Source organism: Galbibacter mesophilus (assembly GCF_023721415.1).
Classification (GTDB): domain Bacteria; phylum Bacteroidota; class Bacteroidia; order Flavobacteriales; family Flavobacteriaceae; genus Galbibacter; species Galbibacter mesophilus.
This window is the reverse complement of sequence record NZ_JAMQVC010000001.1, coordinates 1-19,497: the sequence shown is the minus strand read 5'-3', so window position 1 is coordinate 19,497 and position 19,497 is coordinate 1. Positions and strand designations below refer to the sequence as shown.

Genomic DNA, 19,497 nt, shown 5'->3' with positions numbered 1-19,497 from the left:
TACGGTTGGCCATACTTGGGCTAAAGAGCTTTTACTTATTACAAAATCAGTTAATTAAGTCCGATTTTTTTTGCATACATGATGGCCGTCATGTTGTGAATGATAACATCATTATAGTTTTGCCCCATAAAAATCATTAAGGTAAGTTAAATTTTATTGTATGAGAAAAGGATTACTTTTCAAGGGGCTATTTGTTTTTTCAATGATGACTATGTATTCTGGGTTTTCTCAGGTGGGCATTGGAACAAGTATCCCTGACGGATCGGCTCAATTAGATGTTGTGGCCAGCGATAGGGGTGTCTTAATCCCTCGAGTAGCATTGAGCTCCATTACCGATGTGACAACCATCACTAATGGAAATGTTAACAGTTTGTTGGTGTTCAACATCACCAATAGTACCAATATAAAACCAGGCTATTATTATTGGAGTAACAATGATAAAAGATGGATGCGAATTTTAAATACTAGTGATGTGGTGGGAGGCAATACTCCCGACAACGTAGTTATTTACAATCCATTGACAAACAATTTCACCTACGTTGATGCAAACGGTGATGAGCAGAATATTACTATTGAAGAAGTTGTTCGGTCTAACGAAACGTTGACGACTCTAATAAACAATAATGACGGGACGTATACCTATACTTCGGAAGACGGGACACCTACTATTATTGACGTACCTGCAGATGTGATCAACAACTTTGAGGAGATCGTACAGGATCCCAATGTTGTAAACCAGATTACCAATGTCTTCGAGAACACGGAGATCGGCGGAAACGTAAAATATGATGGCGACTCCTTTACCTATGTAGATGAAGACGGGAACAATCAAACAATTGATATTGAAGATATTGTAAGGTCGAACGAAACGTTGACGACTCTAATAAACAACAACGACGGGACGTACACCTATAACTCCGAGGACGGAACGGTTACGGTAATCAATGTTCCAGCGGACGTAATCAACAATTTTGAGGAAATTGCACAGGATGCGGATGTTATCAACGAAATCACAAAAATCGTAAACGACAACGGTCAGGGCGGAAACGTGAGCTATGACGGAACGGATTTTACCTATGTTGACGGAAACGGCGACGAGCAAACAATCGATATGGCACAGACCGTAAAGGACAACGAGACGTTGACCACTTTAACGGAAACTGCAACCGGCAGCGCTACATATATCTACACCAGTGAGGACGGAACCACAACAACGATCAACGTTGCGGCGGACGTAATCAACAAGGCCGATGAGATCTTCAACAATACGGACGTGATCAACAAGGTTACGGAAATCGTAAACAACAACGGTCAGGGCGGAAACGTAAGCTATGACGGAACTGACTTTACCTATGTTGACGGAAACGGTGACGAGCAGACGATCGATATCGCACAGACCGTAAAGGACAACGAGACGTTGACAACTTTAACGGAAACTGCAACCGGCAGTGCTACATATGTCTATACCAGTGAGGACGGAACCACAACAACGATCAACGTTGCTGCGGACGTAATCAACAAGGCCGAAGAGATCTTCAATAATACGGACGTAATCAACAAGGTTACGGAAATCGTAAACAACAACGGTCAGGGCGGAAACGTAAGCTATGACGGTACGGACTTCACTTACGTTGACGGTAACGGGGACGAGCAGACGATCGATATCGCACAGACTGTAAAGGACAACGAGACGTTGACCACTTTAACGGAAACGCCATCCGGAAGTGCTACATATATCTACACCAGTGAGGACGGAACCACAACAACGATCAACGTTGCTGCGGACGTAATCAACAAGGCAGAAGAGATCTTCAACAATACGGATGTAATAAATAAGGTTACGGAAATCGTAAACAACAACGGACAGGGCGGAAACGTAAGCTATGACGGTACGGACTTCAGCTATGTTGACGAAAACGGTGACGAGCAGACGATCGATATTGCACAGACTGTAAAGGACAACGAGACGTTGACCACCTTAACGGAAACTGCAACCGGCAGTGCTACATATATCTACACCAGTGAGGACGGAACCACAACAACGATCAACGTTGCTGCGGACGTAATCAACAAGGCAGAAGAGATCTTCAACAATACGGATGTAATAAATAAGGTTACGGAAATCGTAAACAACAACGGACAGGGCGGAAACGTAAGCTATGACGGTACGGACTTCAGCTATGTTGACGAAAACGGTGACGAGCAGACGATCGATATTGCACAGACCGTAAAGGACAACGAGACGTTGACCACTTTAACGGAAACGCCATCTGGAAGTGCTACATATATCTACACCAGTGAGGACGGAACCACAACAACAATCAACGTTGCTGCGGACGTAATCAACAAGGCCGATGAGATCTTCAACAATACGGATGTAATAAACAAGGTTACGGAAATCGTAAACAACAACGGTCAGGGCGGAAACGTAAGCTATGACGGTACGGACTTTATCTACGTTGACGAAAACGGTGATGAGCAGACCATCGATATGTCGCAATTGGTGAAAGATAATGAGACGTTGACGACTCTAATAAACAACAACGACGGGACGTACACCTATAATTCCGAGGACGGTACGCCTACCATTATCGATGTTCCAGCGGACGTAATCAACAATTTTGAGGAAATTGCACAGGATGCGGATGTTATCAACGAAATCACAAAAATCGTAAACGACAACGGTCAGGGCGGAAACGTGAGCTATGACGGAACGGATTTTACCTATGTAGACGGAAACGGCGATGAGCAGACCATCGATATGTCGCAATTGGTGAAAGATAATGAGACGTTGACGACTCTAATAAACAACAACGACGGGACGTACACCTATAACTCCGAGGACGGAACGGTTACGGTAATCAATGTTCCAGCTGACGTGATCAACAATTTTGAGGAAATCGCACAGGATGCGGATGTTATCAACGAAATCACAAAAATCGTAAACGACAACGGTCAGGGCGGAAATGTGAGCTATGACGGAACTGATTTCACCTATGTTGACGGAAACGGTGACGAGCAGACGATCGATATCGCACAGACCGTAAAGGACAACGAGACGTTGACCACTTTAACGGAAACTGCAACCGGCAGCGCAACATATATCTACACCAGTGAGGACGGAACCACAACAACGATCAACGTTGCGGCCGACGTAATCAACAAGGCCGATGAGATTTTCAACAATACGGATGTAATTAACGAGATCACGGAAATCGTAAACAATAACGGCCAGGGCGGAAACGTAAGCTATGACGGTACGGACTTTACCTACGTTGACGGGAACGGCGATGAGCAGACAATCGATATTGCGCAGACCGTAAAGGACAACGAGACGTTGACCACCTTAACGGAAACGCCATCTGGAAGTGCTACATATATCTATACCAGTGAGGATGGAACCACAACAACGATCAACGTTGCTGCGGACGTAATCAACAATTTTGAGGAAATTGCACAGGATGCGGATGTTATCAACGAAATCACAAAAATTGTAAACGACAACGGCCAGGGCGGAAACGTGAGCTATGACGGTACGGACTTTACCTACGTTGACGGGAACGGCGACGAGCAGACGATCGATATCGCACAGACCGTAAAGGACAACGAGACGTTGACCACTTTAACGGAAACGCCATCTGGCAGTGCTACATATATCTATACCAGTGAGGACGGAACCACAACAACAATCAACGTTGCTGCGGACGTAATCAACAATTTTGAGGAAATTGCACAGGATGCGGATGTTATCAACGAAATCACAAAAATTGTAAATGACAACGGCCAGGGCGGAAACGTGAGCTATGACGGTACGGACTTTACCTACGTTGACGGGAACGGCGACGAGCAGACGATCGATATCGCACAGACCGTAAAGGACAACGAGACGTTGACCACTTTAACGGAAACGCCATCTGGCAGTGCTACATATATCTATACCAGTGAGGACGGAACCACAACAACAATCAACGTTGCTGCGGACGTAATCAACAAGGCCGATGAGATTTTCAACAATACGGATGTAATCAACGAGATCACGGAAATCGTAAACAATAACGGACAGGGCGGGAACGTAAGCTATGACGGTACGGACTTCACCTATGTAGACGGTAACGGTGACGAGCAGACGATCGATATGTCCCAATTGGTGAAGGACAACGAAACGCTTACCACTTTGATCGAAAACACCGATGGGACGTATACCTATACTTCCGAGGATGGTACAGCTACAATTATTTCCTTACCAGATGTTGAAGAAGGTGGAAACGTAAGTTATGATGGGACTACGGAGGAACTTACCTATGTTGATGAAAACGGAGATACACAGACATTGCCAATAGACGAACTTGTAAAGGCTAATGAAACGGTAACTACATTGGTTAACAACACTGACGGAACGTATACTTATAACTCCGAGGACGGAACGGTTACGGTAATCAATGTTCCAGCGGACGTAATCAACAATTTTGAGGAGATAGCGCAGGATGCGGATGTTATCAACGAAATCACAAAAATCGTAAACGATAACGGTCAGGGCGGAAATGTAAGCTACGACGGAACTGACTTTACCTATGTTGACGGAAACGGCGATGAGCAGACAATCGATATGTCCCAATTGGTGAAGGACAACGAAACGGTAACTACATTGGTTAACAACACTGACGGAACGTACACTTATAACTCCGAGGACGGAACGGTTACGGTAATCAATGTTCCAGCGGACGTAATCAACAATTTTGAGGAGATAGCGCAGGATGCGGATGTTATCAACGAAATCACAAAAATCGTAAACGATAACGGTCAGGGCGGAAACGTAAGCTACGACGGAACTGACTTCACCTATGTTGACGGGAACGGTGACGAGCAGACGATCGATATGTCCCAATTGGTGAAGGACAACGAAACGGTTACCACTTTGATCGACAACAACGACGGGACGTATACCTATACTTCCGAGGATGGTACGCCTACAACTATTTCCTTACCAAATGTTGAAGAAGGTGGAAACGTAAGCTATGATGGGACTACGGAGGAATTTACCTATGTTGACGGGAACGGCGATGAACAGACTATCGACATGGATCAATTAGTTAAGGACAACGAAACGACAACTTCGCTGACTCAAGATAATGATACTGGTGTTATAAGGTATACGGATGAGGACGGCTTATTTCATCATGCTGACGTTGTAAGTGTTTCGACGGATAATATTCTTACAGTTGGAGCTGATGGTGGAGCTAAACTAACTCAAGATGATGTTAAAAATAATGAAACGGTAACATCATTGTCCCAAGACAATGCATCAGGGGTAATTTCTTATACAGATGAAGCTGGCGCTTCTGTTAGTGCAGAGGTAGTAAGCGCAGAAAGTGCTAACATTTTAACTGTTGGTATTGATGGTGGAGCCCTTTTAACACAGGCTGATGTTAGAAATAATGAAACTGTCACAGAATTCGAGCAAGATAATGGGACGGGAGTTATTACCTATAAGGATGAAGAAGGTTCACTTCTTGAAGCTAATGTAGTGAGCGAAGCTACAGATAACATAATAACTGTTGGCAGTGATGGTGGCGCAAAATTGACTCAAGCAGATATTAGCAATAATGAAACTGAGTCTACTTTAATTCAACACCCAGATAGTGGAGGGTATATATATACATCTGAAAAGGGTAATTCTCAGGAAATAGTTTTTGATAGCAAAAATTTAATAGGCGGATTAATTGGTTCAAGTTATCTTCAAGGAACAGATAGATTGGTGGTGAACCAAGGAGAAACGAAGAACATTCCTGGGCTTGCTTTAACAATAAATGTCCCTGAGGGACAGATGCATACAGTGCAGTTTACTGTACAAAGTTACGTGGTTTTATCAGTATCCAGTAATGGATCAGGACAAGGCGTAATAGGGTTGTATCAAAATGATGTAAAAATTTCATCGGCTTATCTATCTGTGGGAGCAGCACGAAATAATTTGTCAAATCTTCCTTCTCCAGTAACTTTTTTGAAGTCTGTTGATTTAACTGAAGGGTCATATACTTTTATTTTAAAAGTTTCCTCGTGGTATAACAATTTGGCGGTAAATCATGTGCCAACAAATTATTTAGGATTTGATGGCGATAATGAAGCTTTACTCACTAAAATGTCTATAAACATTTTTAGAAAACTATAAGCCTTTAATATAGAACCGATATTATGAGAACCAATAAAATGTACATCCACATAGTGCTTTTCTCCCTCTTCTGCTATACCCTTTGTGCTCAAGAGGGAAGGACGGCGACAAAGTCTTTCAACGAAGGTACCTTGGTAGTTCTTCCTGGGACGGAATTTTCGGTGGTCAACGACTTTCAGAACAATGGAGAGCTTTACAATGATGGTGAGACATACATCTATGCCGACCTTATAAATGATGGGGTTTTGGATCGTCTTGAGACTACAGGAAGGACATATTTCATAGGCAATACAAATCAGTTGATAACTGGAAATGAGGAAATGTATCTGTACAACGTATCGTTCGTCAACCGACTTGAGGGCGCACAGTATTATCTGGAAGGCAATCTTAATATCGATGGTGAAGCCGATTTTACCAACGGGATTGTCAACAATGATGATCATGGGGGCACTTTCAGACTTGGTAGCGCGAGCAATGTTGTCAACGCTTCAAAGAAAAGTTTTGTAGATGGAAATGTACACGTCGAAAATGCTGCGGAATATGCGCCTCTCCCTACTGGAGATGTAAACTATTACAGTCCCATTGGTTTTAGAAATAATTCCGGTTTGGAGTTAAACACAAGAGGAAAATATTATCGTGAAGATCCCACAATAAGATTTGATGGGTTATCGGCCGCAAAAGGAACCACTCTTACTGCAATCGATGAACGCGAATATTGGGAATTTGAAAGCGGTGAAGGTGATGGGTCAAACTATTTTCTTACCATTCCTGCTAATGGTACAGAAAGCAGTGAATTTGAAGATATTGATGATAATAAGCGAATAAAGGTCCTTTGGTGGGATGCTACAGATCAATCTTGGACGGTATATGATAGTGTGTACGACCGAGATACAGAAACGGTAACCGCACTGGTTTCCCATGATGGGTTTTTTACGCTGGGACTAGTTGTTGGGGAATCCCTCCCTTGCGACGGAATAGAAGTCTACAATGCAGTGACCCCGGATGGTGATGGAAGAAATGACTTTTTTAAGATAGCGTTTAAAAGTGGAGAGGATCGCTGTCCGTCTCTTGAAAGTACCATCCATGTGGAAATATACAACCGCTGGGGTGTGAAGGTTTTTGAAACCGAAAATTATGGTTCAAGTTTAGGAGAGGATGTTTTTACAGGAATTTCAGAAGGTAGAGCAACGCTTGTGGCAGAAGACGGCCTTCCTAGCGGCACATACTACTATATTATTAGGTTTAGTTATGATACTGGTCTTGGAAGCCTGAAACAGTACGACAAAGCTGGTTATTTATATGTAAGTGATAATTAAGAAGAAGGAAATGATACTATTAAAGAATAAAGGGATTGTTATACTAACAGTGTTGTTGCTAAGCGTTTTAGGCATGTGCTACGGACAGCAGAACAGTCAGTATACCCAATACATGTACAATACACAGTCTATTAATCCTGCTTATGCGGGAAGTAGGGAAGTACTTAGTCTAAATGGGGTCTATAGATCACAATGGGTAGGGCTGGATGGAGCGCCAAAAACGTTTGATTTCTCAATGAATACACCATTGGGGTATAGTAAATTAGGATTGGGATTAGGATTTAATAACGATCAAATCGGTCCTACAGTAGAAAATACGATTACTACAGATTTATCATATACCATCAATTTATCTAATTATACCAAATTAGGATTTGGGGTTAAAGCGGGATTAAATTTATTTGATTTCAACCCTGATAAATTAAATTATGAGATTGCAAATGACCCAAATTTGGTTCCGGTTAATGAGATAGATCCAATAATTGGAGCTGGAGCTTATTTATATAACGATCGTTGGTATATTGGGTTATCTGCACCAAACCTATTGGAAACTAAACGTTATGATGATTCTCAGTCGGACTCACAAATTTCGATAGCTTCAGAACGAATGCATTTCTATGCTATAGGTGGATACGTTTTCGATTTGAGTTATGATTGGCAGTTCAAACCAACCGTTTTGGTTAAAGCAGTTTCGGGAGCTCCTTTAGCAGTAGATTTATCAGGTAATTTTCAGTATGATCAAAAACTTACCCTTGGATTGGCTTACAGGTGGGATGCTTCAGTAAGTGCGTTGGCTGGTTTTCAAATAAGCGATCAAATAATGGTAGGGTATGCATATGATTATGATACAACCCCATTGGGTAATTACAACGCGGGTTCTCACGAATTATTTCTAAGATTTGAATTATTTACAAAAGTTCGAAAAGTAGTAAACCCGAGGTTCTTCTAATAGTAAGATTACAAACCCTTGCTATCAATTTATGGAGAAATTATAATTAAAGGTCATGGCGTAAACCACCTTTAATATATCAGATTGCAATCAATGCCAATAGCAAGTTCTATTTGTTTCATTCTGTAAAAAATAAAATGTTAAGTAGATGAAGAAAAATTATATAATATATACAATCGTTGCCATACTAATGCTACCCGTGCAAGCGCAGAAAGGTAAATACCTAAGTAATAAGGCGCTTGAAATGTATAAGAATCTTTCATTCGCAGATGCTTCAAATGCGTTTAAAAAAGCAATAAAAAAGGGGTATTCTAGTGCAGAAATGTACCGATATTGGGCTAATTCGCAATACTTCAATGGCAACTATGAAGATGCTGTAAAAGGATATACAGAACTTTTTTCAACATCAGACAATACTAAGTTTAACTTGAACGATTATATCCGTTACTCTCAATCACTCAACGCTCAAGGAGATAAGCAAAGTGCACAGAAATATTATCAACTATTTTTAGCACAGCAAGCAGAAAAAAGAGGGGAATATGAATTGGAGGACTACTTGCAAATGATAGAAGAAAATTCCAATCGTTATAACGTAGAACCTTTATTGGGTGTAAATACTGATAAAACGGAGTATGGTGCAGCTTTTTACAAGGACTACTTTATTTTCTCTTCAAATAGGGACTCTGTAGGTATTGTAAATTATAAAGACAGTTGGACAAATGATAACTTTTTAAACCTTTATGCGGTTAAAAGTGAAAATGAAGAATTGGTTGATAATGATGTAAAACGTCTTCGTGGAAAAATTAACGCTAGGGGAGGCCACACTACAAGCGCCTGTTTTACAAAAGATGGTAAAACCATGTATTTCACAAAATCCAGTGGTAAGAATAAAGAAAATGGTTTTGATGTTTTAAAAATTTATAGAGCAACTTTAAAAGAAGGTAAGTGGTCGAATATAGAAGAATTGCCTATAAATGGAAATAGATTTTCAACTGCCCACCCGGCATTAAGTCCAGCAGAGGATAGACTTTATTTTGCATCTGATCGGCCAGAAGCTATTGGAGGTACAGACATTTTCTATGCCCCTATTTACAGTGGTGGGAAAATTGGACGTGTGGAAAGTGTAGGGAGCGGAATTAATACCTATGGACGTGAATCCTTTCCCTTTATTAGCGATAGAGATGAATTGTACTTTTCTTCTGACGGACATTTTGGATTAGGGGGTTATGACATCTTTTATTCAAAAAAGGAAAAAGATAGTTTTGGAAATGTACTTAATGTGGGAGCTCCTGTAAATTCATCGAATGACGATTTTGCTTTTTATATGAATATTGACAATGGTAAAGGTTTCTTTAGTTCAAATAGAAATGAACATCAAGACGACATCTTTGCCGTTGAAGAATTGAGCACCATAAAAGATGTTTTTGTAAGTGAAGTGAATGGTCTGGTTTACGAGCGAATAATCAAAAATGATGTAGTTGTTTCAACCAATCTTTTATCAGAAGCAATGGTTTATCTTTTGGATGAAAACAATACGATTATAGATTCTATGGTTACCAGCCGGGAAGGGGCATATCACTTTCCTTTGAATCGATTTAAAAATTATAAAATCATCGCTAAAAAAGATGCTGTACATATTAAAGATGAATACGGAGGCGTTAAAAAAATTAGTTATATAAATTCTGAAATTGCGGTTTCAAAAGGTAAAAGAGTCAATAATCTGGATGATATAGTATTGGTGAAAACGGGGTCGGACCTGTTTACTGATCTAAAATTAGAACCTATTCTTTTTGACTTTGACCGTGCCAATATCCGTTCGGATGCAGCTATAGAATTGGATAAAATTATTGCATATCTGAAGAAGCATAAAGAAGTTAAAAAGGTAAGCATTCGTTCCCATACAGATAGTAAAGGTGCCGAAAGCTATAATTTGAAACTGTCTGAAAAACGTGCGAAATCTACCTACGAGTATATGGTTGCGAATGGTATCTCTAGAAGTAGGTTACTCTATAAAGGATTTGGAGAATCGAAACCAGTGAACGAGTGTGTAGATGGCGAAACTTGCTCTGAAATGGAGTATCAAGATAACAGACGTAGTGAATTTATAGTAATGGAGATAGACGGAGTGAAATAAAGTTTATAAAAATTAATTACAATTCTATTTAGCCTATTTAATTGCTGATAGGATTGGGGGGACGTTAAAGAAGACTGGTAGTCATGCCAACGATAAAAAAAAGCTGCCAGTTTTCCTTAACTTAGAACCTAAGAGCAGCGATAATCTGTGCGACAAATAGATTTTCTCGATATGAGTTTTCAACTTAAAAAGCTCCAGTAATTTACTGGAGCTTTTTTATATAAGTAAAACTAGGGTGGCTTCAAAGATTAAAAAATCAAACAGGGTTATTTATAAGTAGCCCCCAGAATTACATAATGCTTAAACCATAGCACCATTTCATGAGTCCTCTATACATATCAATATCAATTGCAATAAATTAAGAGTGTTGGCGGACTTTGAAAGTTTAATAGGTTTTATAAATCATGTAGTAAAGCTTCAATTATAATATAATTTTTCAATTTGTATATTTTTTTTCGCTAAACATGACGTACATCATGTTTAGGAGGTTTCTAATTGAGTAAGTTTACACTGTAATAAAAATTAAAAGAAAGGTCAGAAGCAAATCCTGGATTGGAAATCAGGTTTCAAGATTTTCATTTTGACTATAATGATATCAGTTTTTAGCTCAATTGGGTTTATTAATTGAATTTTGAGGGTTGTTATTGAAAGCTGGTAGTCGACATACTAGCTGCCAGTTTTCTTTAACATTTTAAATGGAATTAAAAATTTTGACAGTTTGAAAATATAAAGATAATGACTATTGTAAATGGTTAATTTTGTTTGGTAGTAATTTGATTTGTGGAAAGTCTCGGTAATTTTACCGAGGCTTTTTTTTGATAGAATCTTTCCTTAAAAAAATCTACTAACATACACATTATTTTCACTTCAATAAATGATGTCCGTCAGTATTTGTCCCTTAAAAAATCAACATATTCGAAAATAAATATAAATCCAAAATCAGTCGATAGTGGTTCTGTGCTTTTAAATTTTCAATAATAACATTTTTGGGATTATTATCGGACACGTAAATGAATCCCGCTTTAAAAGTCTTTTAAGGAAAGTAAAATGAAAGTTGTCAAATACATTTTTTTTGATGTTCCGTTTTTAGGTTCGCTCGTAAAATGGATTTTTAAATTTCTCCTTTTGTCATCAATGGCAATTATTGCCCGGAACTATTTTGGACTCTTTTTTATACTTTTTGCGCTTGCTGCAATAGATTTAATAAATAAGTCAAACAGAATTTCAAAAAAAAGTTTTGGAATAGAAATACTAATCATTGCTTTTGCTTGGCATATTTCTGATTTGTTTTGCTTTTCTCAAGAGTGGTGCTACGGTGTTGTTGTACTTCTTTTAAGTGTTCTCTTTTATGCTTTTCCATTTATACTACACAAACATGTGTTCAAAAAAGTTAATAATAGTATTGTTAGGATGGTTGGTTTTATATTGTTCTTTGCGATTTTCGAAATTAGTAAAGTCTTATTGAAAATTATTTTTGGAGATGTTTTGATTGATAATCTGATTCAACACGAATCATTATATATAGGAGGAAATGATTTAATAGCAGGGAATGGTAAATCCATTACTTTATTATTTGTGGCCCTTGTATTTTATGTGTTTGCTAGTAAAAAAAGAATTACTGACTTGAAATTATTACTGAAGTAATTGTTGCAGAATACCGCGTTGAAATAAAAAAATAAAAAATTCTGGTGTATTCATTTTTGAAAATATTCCCCCACCACTTCGCCGGCTTTTTAGGAGTACTTCCAAAAAGTCGGCTTTTTCATGATTCTATTCTTACTGAATTATGAAATCAATTGAAGTAGTAATTCCGTTTGGATATCATTTCGATAAACAATCTATATGGAATCAATTACAATTTCATATTCTTTAATTATATCCAATACCGCACTTTCTTCTTTGGAAAAATATGGTTGTTCTTTTCTTCTGTTCAATCCTCGAAAATAAGACTCAATGGAGCCTGTTTCGTACTGCTTAACCACTTCAGGATGTACATAGTACTTTCTACATACATTTCTTGTATTGCCTAATCCCTCGGCAGCCGCATCATATGCTTTTAAAATATTCTTTTTAATGCTTGTCTCTGAAGATTCTATTCCGTAATTAAAAAGAGTGTTGAAGAAAATTGTGGTTGCGGCCCACGTTCTAAAATCCTTTGCAGAAAAGTGGTCTCCGCTTAGTTGATGTATGTAGTCATTAACCATCCCAGAATCTACTGATTGATGCTGGCCGGTTTCATCGTAGTATTGGAATAACTCCCAACCTGGAATTTCCTTGCATTGCATCACCAATCGCTTTAAACGTTTGTTTTTAATAGTGATCTTGTGTTGTTTTCCTCTTTTACCCTTAAAATGAAATTTCATTTTATTATCGACAGTTTTTAAATGACGTGTGCGCATTGTCGAAAGACCGTAAGAGTTATTGTTTTTCGCATAAAACTCGTTGCCGATTCTAATATGGGTTTCATCCATCAATCTCACTATAAGGGCCAAAGCTTTTTTTTGTGGCATCCCTTTTAGTGCTAAATCGTCATCTACCTTTTTTCTTAAAAGGGGAAGTGCTTTACCAAAAGCACTCATTTTATAAAATTTAGTGCAATTTCTTATTTTAGTCCATAGTTCATGATAACGATATTGTTTTCGCTTTTTTAAATCCTCACCAATTACTTGTAAATGTGCATTTTCAATAGCAGCAATCTTAACATTTTCCCATGCAGGTGGAATTACTAACTTTTCAATTCTTTCAATAGTTTTACTATTTTTCAAAGGTTTATTATCCCGCAGGTACACAAAATCTTCACCTCTTCTTTTACGCAGAATGTCGAGTCTATCTTCATTGATATAAACGAGGTTTCCAAATTTTGCAGCCGCTTCCGGATTTGTTAGAATAGTATTAAGTTCTTTGGTAGAAATTTTCACAAACTAGCTAATTTTAAATAGATGCTTTAATTTACTATTTTCTTTTGTGAAGAGCTTGTTAATTATTTTTAAAAAAGCAATTGCGGTAATCATAGCATCCCCAGCAGCTGTGTGCCTATCTTTCACCGATATATTTAAATTTTCTGCAATTTCGTCTAAACTATATTGCTTCTCTCTATTTAACAAATTCGATTTAATCCGGGTTGCTCGGTAGAGCACCATGGTATCCAAAACTTTATTTTTTAAAACTGGTAATCCTATTCTTTCTAATGCACAATTAATCATTTCAATATCAAAATGCGCGTGATGAGCCACTAAAACCGAATTTCCTATGTAAGCTAAGAACTTTTTTACGGCTTCTTCTTCGCTTAGCCTCTTTTCAGATGAGTTATTTATTATTCCATGAATTTTTACAGTTTCTGGATTAAATTGTTCCTGATTAATGTAAACCTCAAAAGCATCTGAAACTTTCATTTGATTATTCTTTAAGGAAATTGCACCAATGCATAGCATTCTATCCGTAATGAAATTGAATCCAGTAGTTTCTGTATCCAAAACTACAAAACGGGTGTCATGGATACTTTCAGGCAAGCCTGTTTCAAATTGCTGTTCATAATCCTTCCAGAATTGTGGGTAATTGGGAGGTGCTTTTTTAAAAAATTTAAACCACTCCATTATAAATAAGGTGTTATTTTGAAACGTAGTTTCAACAGTTCTTGAACGTCGCTAACGGATTTAAAACAGCGCTTAAGTTTAATTTTCTCTTCTTTGGATAGTGTTTCGAGTTCAATAAACTTTCCAGTATCATTGTGTAATAATCCTTGTTTGGTCCTAAATTTCAATAAAGCCTTCACCGAGTAAGAACAGGAAAGGTACAACTCCCTATTTTCAGGTTCCAGAGCTGCTAATTTCTCATAGCGTTCCGCCGTGTTGTTTATATTTTTTATTTTATGCTGAAGGATAAGAACCCTCGCTGCATCGGTAATAGGCATTAAGGCCCTTTTTTTCAGATTAAAAAAGTCTTTGTGTTCTCCGTTGGCTTCTACCAAAAATTGTCTGAAAAAGCCTAGTGGCGATGGACTCCTAAGCGCGCTGGATGCGAGCGTATTTATGAAAAGCGAATTGTTTTCAGTAAGGTCAAAAATAATATCAGATAGCTGATTGGTAAGTGCGGGATTACCATAAGAGATATCGTAATCGAAAAAAATAGAGCATAAAAGTATTTCATCATCCCCAGGATGCGTAATCCATTCTGTGAATTGATGCTTCCATTCCGTTAGCGACAGCGTATAGTCGGGGTTTTTCGCCATCATGTCGGCGGGACAATATTCGTAACCAATATTGTTAAGGGATTTGTTGGCTATTTTGGCAAGCTTTAAAAAATATGCTTTGGTCTCTTCAAGTTTTTCTTCCGGAACGTCTTCAAAAACAATAGCATTATCTTGATCCGTATGTAAAAGTTGTTCTTTTCTACCTTGACTGCCAAGAGACATCCATGCAAACTTTACTGGGGGCGGTGTTTTCATTTTCTTGATGCTCCGTTCAATGACCCTTTTAATAGTGGCATCATTCAATTCAAACATAATTTTAGATACGTGCGTCATAGGTATATTTTGCTGAAGATATCCATTGAGCAAATGCATCACCCTGCTTCGGATAGCTTTTAAGGTTTTGGTTTTTTTGGCTCTTTTAATGGCTTTCATCAAAGCAGCCGGGTTGTTTCCCTGACTTACTAAGATGTCATGTTCAGAAACAATTCCTAATACCTTACTATTTGGAGTACCATCTTTGGTAATACAAATGTGACTAATCTTATGCTTCATCATTGCTACATGTGCTTGCGCAATGGTGAGCCCTTTGGAGTAACAAATTACTGGAGAGGACATTACTTTTTCTACGTCCACATCAATAGGGAAGAGGCCAATGGCAATGGTGTTTCTAATATCCTTATCAGTTACTACACCAATAGGTAAATCGTTTTCTACCACCAAAACAGAACCTACGTTGTTTTTAGACATTTGTTTGGCGACTTCAGTAACCGGAGTGTTTTTGGTGCAGCTAATAATATTCTTTACAAAATTTACAGGTTGCAACTGGAAAAGCTCGGGAGCCACTTCCTGCTTCGGTTCGCCTTCGGCATACAATCTACCGCGATGCTCCCTTGAATAGGGATTCCGTGTGTTGGAAGCGAAACTTTCTATTAAAAATTCGCCTACCCGGTAGTTTTGCTGAATAATGGGTTGGAAGTTTTCAATTGAAATAGCATAAAGTATGCACTCTTCATCTGCAATAGCACTAATTAAATAGTTTTCTTTGGCAAAAATTGGGCGCAGGCCGAAAACATCACCTTCGTCACACTTGTCCAACGTTTCCGTATTGTCATTTTCTTTTCGCTGAATGGAAACTGCTCCTTTGTGCACTACGTAAAATTGATGATGACCCGGTTCTCCTTGTTCAAAAATAACCGAGTCTTTTTGCTTATAAAGAATTTGGACTTCCTCTGCTATTTTCAGTAGTTCATCAGATTTTAAAAGCTCAAAAGGGGGGAAGCGTTTTAAAAAATCAGCAACCCGTTCTGCAATGGTGTTCTTCATTTGTTTGTATGGTAGTCTGGTTCAATCTTAACAAAAGTAATTAAAAAGCCCCTGAAATTTCAGGGGCTCGATGTTTATGTTATTTTTCTTCGGATGGCAGAAAATACCAGATCCAAATAATCAGGTTCTAGGGGGACGTAGTCTTTCATAAGTGCATAATTTCTTAATTCACCTAGATAAACATCAATATCTATTAGTTTCACTTCTGCTACTTCCGTTTCCTGAAGTTCAAGTGACTCAATAGGTTTTTTTAGTTCAACCAAATAGATATGATGAAACTCGCAATCGATAACATCTTTACTGTGCACCACAGAAGATCGATGAATACCGATTTTATCAAGTGCTTCTTGACTAACATTTAAGCCTAATTCTTCTTCAATTTCGCGAAGAGCTGAACTAATTGGAGTTTCTCCAGCGCTTATATGGCCAGCCACGGAAACATCCCATTTGTTTGGGAATGTCTTTTTGGTTGAAACTCTTTTTTGAATAAGCACTTCTCCCTTTTTAGAGTACAGCCAAATATGCACTGTAGGATGAAAAAGTCCTTTTTTATGTGCTTCAGACTTCAAAAGAACTTCCCCTGTTGGGTTTCCTTCCTTATCCAATATATCTACATATTCATCCAAACCTTAAAATAATTGTGCGTTAATCAAAATAGCTAAAAGTTTCGTTGGGCTTTATTTTTAACAACGTTTCATAAATTAATTGAATTACATTCTCCACATCTTCTCTGTGTACCGTTTCAACGGTTGTGTGCATATATCGAAGTGGTAAAGATATTAATGCAGAAGCCACTCCGCCATTGCTATAGGCAAAAGCATCGGTATCGGTACCAGTCATTCTGGAAGCTGCCATACGTTGGAAAGGAATATTTTTTTCCTCCGCAGTCTCAATAATTAACTCTCTCAACTTATTTTGAACCGCAGGTGCGTAGGATATTACCGGTCCTTTGCCAATCTCAGTATGCCCTTGTTTTTTCTTTTCAATCATTGGTGTGGTCGTGTCATGGCAAACATCAGTTACAATGGCTACATTTGGTTTAATGGTTTGCGTAATCATTTCAGCGCCCCTTAATCCTATTTCTTCCTGTACAGAATTGGTAATGTACAATCCAAAAGGAAGCTTTTCTTTATTTTCATGAAGCAATCGAGCTACTTCAGCAATCATAAATCCACCAGCACGGTTATCAATAGCGCGGCAAACAAACTTATCTTCATTCAGAATAAAAAATTCATCTGGGTACGTAATAACGCAACCAACATGAACACCCATTTTTTCTACTTCTTCTTTATCCTTCGCACCTATATCTATAAATATATTATCTAGTTTAGGCGGATTTTCATCTTTATTATCACGGGTGTGAATAGCTGGCCAGCCAAATACACCTTTTACAATCCCTTTTTTGGTATGGATGTTCACTACTTTAGAAGGAGCTATTTGATGGTCGCTTCCTCCATTTCGTATCACATAAATTAGCCCGTTGTCTGTAATGTAGTTTACATACCAAGAGATTTCATCAGAATGCCCCTCAATAACAACTTTGTAATCAGCTTCAGGATTAATCACACCAACTGCCGTTCCATACGTATCCGTTATAAATGTATCCACGTACGGCTTTAGGTATTCCATCCATAGTTTTTGTCCTTCCCATTCATAACCCGTCGGGGAGGCATTGTTTAAATATTTTTCTAAAAATTGAATAGACTTGTCGTTGATAATTTTCTTTTTCGCCATGAATCTTATTATTTTAAGTCCACGAAAATACTAATATTCACATACATTTAATAAGTGAGCCTAAACTAATTTGCTATTTTTGGACGCCATAAAAGCCAAGTTTTGTTAAAACACCTTATATATATAGTATGCTTTTTGTCTTTATCTATCCTTTGGTCGCAAGAAAAGGATAAGGATTCCCTTGTTGAAGTGGAAGTGGACTCTTTGAACCTACCTTATTACTTTTTTGAAGGAGATACTATTCCAAGAGAAATGATTGAACTCGACCCTGTCATTATTTTTCAGCCATTGCGTTTTGCTTCTTACAAGGATAAAGTACGGTATTATATATTGAAGCGGAAGACAATTAAAGTATATCCTTATGCAAAACTAGCTTCGGAAAGGCTTACCGAACTAAATGAAAGACTCGATAATATTGAGTCCAATTCCAAAAGAAGACAGTACACACGAATAATACATAGGTATATTGAAGATGAATTTTCTGCGGAACTGAAAAAGCTAACACGCACGGAAGGACAAATTCTTGTGAAGCTTATCCACCGACAAACAGGGGAGACCGCTTTTAACTTGGTGAAGGAGTTACGCAGTGGTTGGCGGGCCTTTTGGTACAATACCACCGCAAGCATGTTTGATATAGACTTGAAAATTGAATACCAACCGCAAGAAGTTCAAGAGGATTACTTAATTGAAGATGTATTGCAGCGCGCCTTTGCGGATGGGAAATTGGAAAAACAAGAAACTGCATTAGACTTCGATTATGCAGATTTAACCAATAAATGGAGGGATTTTAATGACAGAATTTCTTTTAAAAAAGATTAATGTGCTGATTTTTAAAAGAGTAGTTGTGAGATTCATTTTTTTTATTTAAATTAGCTACCCTTTCTTTCAAAATTAAATGGTGGTAGTTGTCACCTTTGGAAAGAAATATTTCTCGATTTTTATTGTATAGCAATACCCAATAAATCTGATTTACGGGAGAATATGTTATCTCTTTTATTTTTTTTATGTCGTAAACATCAGGTTTATAATATGTTGTGAAATGGTTTTAAAAAAGTTGAGATATTAATTTGGAAAGAACAAAAAATAGTTCCTATATTTGCACCCGCTTTGCAGGAGAGGCCACGGCCCCGACGACAGGGCGAAGTTCTTTAAAATAGGGTGTTCCGGCGGTTTTTGGGTGTTTTGGTCCTTTGCGAGAAGGTCCCGAAAAAAAACTAAAAAAAAGCTTGCACGGGATGGAAAAGGGGTTTACTTTTGCACCCGCTCTGAGATACGGGCGGCGTTCTTTAAAAAGTATTCTTTACGGTTGTTTCGGCGGTCTTCCTTAACGGGAACGGAAACGAAAAAAACTTTAAAAAATATTTGCAGGGAACAAAAAGAAGCATTACTTTTGCACCCGCTTTCGAAACGAAAAATTTTCGAGGGCACAGGAAAAGAGAATGAAAGTTCATTGATATATTGTTGACAGCATGGTTCCGTAGCGATGCGGAACCACCTAGTAAAAAATTAAGCAAAATTATTTTGAGTCCCAACTTGGAACTTTGGACGTTGGAGGTAGTAAGACATTTAACGATCAACGATGAAGAGTTTGATCCTGGCTCAGGATGAACGCTAGCGGCAGGCCTAACACATGCAAGTCGAGGGGTAGAAGGGAGCTTGCTCCCTTTGAGACCGGCGCACGGGTGC

The 19,497-nt window shown here is 38.3% G+C and carries 11 protein-coding genes and 1 rRNA gene; 7 read left to right on the top strand and 5 right to left on the bottom strand.

Annotation, left to right across the window (positions count from 1 at the left end):
- Positions 1–160 precede the first annotated feature (160 nt).
- The 5 genes from NDQ75_RS00060 to NDQ75_RS00040 all read left to right on the top strand — a co-directional run bounded on the left by NDQ75_RS00060 (position 161) and on the right by NDQ75_RS00040 (position 12,209).
- Positions 161–6,166 (top strand): beta strand repeat-containing protein, encoded by a 6,006-nt coding sequence (locus tag NDQ75_RS00060; RefSeq protein WP_251762005.1) that lies wholly within the window; start codon positions 161–163, stop codon positions 6,164–6,166.
- A gap of 23 nt (positions 6,167–6,189) precedes the next feature.
- Positions 6,190–7,482 carry a gliding motility-associated C-terminal domain-containing protein gene (locus tag NDQ75_RS00055; RefSeq protein ID WP_202028727.1) on the top strand — a complete coding sequence of 431 codons (1,293 nt, stop codon included), beginning with the start codon at positions 6,190–6,192 and terminating at the stop codon, positions 7,480–7,482.
- 10 nt (positions 7,483–7,492) lie between these two features.
- Positions 7,493–8,431, top strand: a complete 939-nt coding sequence (locus NDQ75_RS00050) for a PorP/SprF family type IX secretion system membrane protein (protein WP_202028726.1) — start codon at positions 7,493–7,495, stop codon at positions 8,429–8,431.
- A gap of 148 nt (positions 8,432–8,579) precedes the next feature.
- Complete coding sequence (locus NDQ75_RS00045) at positions 8,580–10,565, top strand: OmpA family protein (protein WP_202028725.1); 1,986 nt, start codon at positions 8,580–8,582, stop codon at positions 10,563–10,565.
- A 1,125-nt stretch (positions 10,566–11,690) separates the two neighbouring features.
- Complete coding sequence (locus NDQ75_RS00040) at positions 11,691–12,209, top strand: hypothetical protein (RefSeq protein ID WP_202028724.1); 519 nt, start codon at positions 11,691–11,693, stop codon at positions 12,207–12,209.
- A gap of 194 nt (positions 12,210–12,403) precedes the next feature.
- Here NDQ75_RS00040 and NDQ75_RS00035 read toward each other — a convergent pair whose 3' ends face one another.
- From NDQ75_RS00035 to NDQ75_RS00015, 5 genes are all read right to left on the bottom strand, one after another.
- The gene (locus tag NDQ75_RS00035; RefSeq protein WP_202028723.1) at positions 12,404–13,483 is read right to left on the bottom strand and encodes a DNA topoisomerase IB; all 1,080 of its coding nucleotides are present in this window, start codon (positions 13,481–13,483) and stop codon (positions 12,404–12,406) included.
- A gap of 3 nt (positions 13,484–13,486) precedes the next feature.
- Positions 13,487–14,158 (bottom strand): 3'-5' exonuclease, encoded by a 672-nt coding sequence (locus NDQ75_RS00030; RefSeq protein WP_202028722.1) that lies wholly within the window; start codon positions 14,156–14,158, stop codon positions 13,487–13,489.
- Entirely contained in the window at positions 14,158–16,077 is a 1,920-nt protein-coding gene (locus NDQ75_RS00025) for a DUF294 nucleotidyltransferase-like domain-containing protein (RefSeq protein ID WP_202028721.1), read from the bottom strand. Before NDQ75_RS00025 ends, NDQ75_RS00030 begins: the two co-directional genes overlap by 1 nt.
- Before the next feature lie 74 nt (positions 16,078–16,151).
- A complete protein-coding gene (locus NDQ75_RS00020; protein WP_202028720.1) occupies positions 16,152–16,703 on the bottom strand; it encodes an NUDIX hydrolase in 552 nt (183 codons plus the stop codon).
- A gap of 19 nt (positions 16,704–16,722) precedes the next feature.
- Positions 16,723–17,811 carry a M42 family metallopeptidase gene (locus tag NDQ75_RS00015; RefSeq protein ID WP_202028719.1) on the bottom strand — a complete coding sequence of 363 codons (1,089 nt, stop codon included), beginning with the start codon at positions 17,809–17,811 and terminating at the stop codon, positions 16,723–16,725.
- 135 nt (positions 17,812–17,946) lie between these two features.
- Here NDQ75_RS00015 and NDQ75_RS00010 point away from each other — a divergent pair, with 135 nt between their 5' ends.
- Both NDQ75_RS00010 and NDQ75_RS00005 read left to right on the top strand, forming a co-directional pair.
- Entirely contained in the window at positions 17,947–18,630 is a 684-nt protein-coding gene (locus NDQ75_RS00010) for a DUF4294 domain-containing protein (RefSeq protein ID WP_262895549.1), read from the top strand.
- Positions 18,631–19,387: 757 nt separating this feature from the next.
- Positions 19,388–19,497: ribosomal RNA gene (locus NDQ75_RS00005) — 16S ribosomal RNA — on the top strand; the annotation flags it as partial.

Coding starts and splice junctions, on each gene's coding strand:
- NDQ75_RS00030 (WP_202028722.1), bottom strand. CDS start 14,158: ATGGAGTGGTTTAAATTTTTTAAAAAAGCACCTCCCAATTACCCACAA.
- NDQ75_RS00025 (WP_202028721.1), bottom strand. CDS start 16,077: ATGAAGAACACCATTGCAGAACGGGTTGCTGATTTTTTAAAACGCTTC.
- NDQ75_RS00015 (WP_202028719.1), bottom strand. CDS start 17,811: ATGGCGAAAAAGAAAATTATCAACGACAAGTCTATTCAATTTTTAGAA.
- NDQ75_RS00045 (WP_202028725.1), top strand. CDS start 8,580: ATGAAGAAAAATTATATAATATATACAATCGTTGCCATACTAATGCTA.
- NDQ75_RS00055 (WP_202028727.1), top strand. CDS start 6,190: ATGAGAACCAATAAAATGTACATCCACATAGTGCTTTTCTCCCTCTTC.
- NDQ75_RS00060 (WP_251762005.1), top strand. CDS start 161: ATGAGAAAAGGATTACTTTTCAAGGGGCTATTTGTTTTTTCAATGATG.
- NDQ75_RS00050 (WP_202028726.1), top strand. CDS start 7,493: ATGATACTATTAAAGAATAAAGGGATTGTTATACTAACAGTGTTGTTG.